This is a genomic window from Corynebacterium sp. ACRPS (assembly GCF_022346005.1).
Classification (GTDB): domain Bacteria; phylum Actinomycetota; class Actinomycetes; order Mycobacteriales; family Mycobacteriaceae; genus Corynebacterium.
Map to the genome: position 1 here is coordinate 1 of NZ_JAKRMY010000038.1, position 1,933 is coordinate 1,933.

Annotated in this window: 1 protein-coding gene and 1 pseudogene; one reads left to right on the forward strand and one right to left on the reverse strand. The window is 58.6% G+C overall.

Annotation, left to right across the window (positions count from 1 at the left end; all coding sequences use genetic code 11):
- Window positions 1-161 precede the first annotated feature (161 nt).
- On the forward strand, window positions 162-1,052 hold the full coding sequence (locus tag MHX65_RS11445; RefSeq protein ID WP_005276393.1) for a cation diffusion facilitator family transporter: 891 nt from the start codon (window positions 162-164) through the stop codon (window positions 1,050-1,052).
- 30 nt (window positions 1,053-1,082) lie between these two features.
- Here MHX65_RS11445 and MHX65_RS11450 read toward each other — a convergent pair.
- A pseudogene (locus MHX65_RS11450) lies at window positions 1,083-1,810 on the reverse strand (IS1634 family transposase); the annotation flags it as partial.
- Between the last annotated feature and the right edge of the window lie 123 nt (window positions 1,811-1,933).

Below are 1,933 nucleotides of genomic sequence, written 5' to 3' on the forward strand. Positions count from 1 at the left end.
TCGCGGCTTCGCGTCGATACTCAGGTGTGTATTTCTGGCGTTGTTGACTCACAATGAACATCCTCTCTTACGGACACAAGATCCGCACTAATCGGGTGTCCACTAAACGAGGGTAACCTCATTTAATTGTCAATAAGCGTCGACGGGGATAGGCTGAGTGCATGGCACACGAGCACCACGACCACGATCACTCCAGCACGCCGCTGCGCGCACTCTTGATTGCGCTAGGCATTACCGGCACCGTCTTCTTCGCGGAGCTGATCGGCGGCTGGTTGGCGGGTTCGATGGCGCTGATGGCGGATGCGATGCACATGCTTTCCGACGCTGCGGGGTTGATCATCGCGGTGTTAGCGGTGTTGGTTGGGCGCCGACAAGCATCGGCTCAGGCCACGTACGGCTACCGACGAGTGGAGGTGCTTGCTGCACTGGCGAACGCAGTGATGGTGCTGGCGATCTCGGTGTGGATTGTCGTCGAGGCGGTGCGCCGCCTGCAGAGCCCGGCCGAAGTGCAGGGAAAAACGATGCTGATCATCGCGGTGATCGGCCTGGTGGCGAATGCGCTATCGGCGTGGGTTCTGCACCGGCACCGCAAATCCTCGATCAACGTGGAGGGCGCGTTCTTGCACGTGTTAGTGGATATGCTCGGCTCTGTCGCAGTAATCGTGGCCGGCATCGTGGTACTGACCACGGGGTTTGTGGCGGCGGACGTGATCGCCTCCCTAGCGATCGCGGCGATGGTGCTGCCGCGCGCCTGGCAGCTCATGCGGCTTTCGACGAGCGTGCTGCTCGAGCAAGTCCCGGCGGACTTCGACGCCAGTGCGATCGAGCCCGCGCTGCGGCAGGTCGAGGGCGTTGCTGACATCCACGACCTGCACCTGTGGAGCCTGGACGGCGTGAACGTGCTCACGACCGTGCATATCGTGCGCGACGGCACCGTCGGCACCGGCCCGCTGTTGGATGCCGCCCAGCAGGCCCTGCGCGAACACGGTATCGAGCACTCCACCATCCAGATTGAGCACCCAGAGCACGAATCCCACGAGACGGTGTGCTGATTCCCTTCTAACCTGACTTAGGCCAATTTTGTGCGGAAGTTCGCGGCCGGTGATTACTTGGATGGTGGCAGTGAGGTCGGGCGGGAATGGTACGGCGGCGTGAATGGTTTCGCCGCCAACGACGAGTTGAAAGCTGCGGTATTTCTTGAGTGTTCTCACGAGGCGTTTGATGAAGTGACCACTGCGGGTCTCCATCAGGTGGGTCACGGCTAGTGCTGCCATCACAATATTGAGATGTGCTGTGATCGAGTTTTGTTTCCTCGCATAGATTGGGCGTGCTTTCAGGTCTGATTTCGACATCCGATACGACATTTTCAATGTGGAATAGCCTGCGGTAATGCCCGATAACCTCCTGGGCGGGAAGAGCGGTCAGGTCGGTTTCATAGCCTTTAATTCCGGCTAGGGCTCGGTGTTTGGCAGCGAGAGCGTAGTTGACCTTCTTGTTCGGGGTGGAAAGATCGAAATAGCGGTTGCGCTTAATGGCGATTGCGCCGTCAACAGCGCGTTTGGCTTTTGCGACTTGCTCTTTGATTCCGCGCAGGCCGCGTCTGGCCCGATCATAGGAGTACTGGAAGTGGGTCACCGTATTCGGGGTTGTGTGTTTGCGCGCATCGCTTGCCGAGGCTTGTGTCCAGATCTGGCCGTGGGCGTAGGCTTCACCAGGGATTTCCCGCCGCCAGGTTTCAATCACCTCAGGCACGGTGGGGTTTCACCGACAAAATGTAGTGCAGACCTGCATCTATCAATGCTTGCTTGTTCGGAGGGTGTCAAGTTGTTTGTGTGTGGGGCTAGGTTTATAGGTATTTGTCGAAGCTGTCGGGGTAGGCCACGGCCATTTGGTTAATGGCTTGTTTCCAGCCGGAAACTCGGGCTCCTTCCAT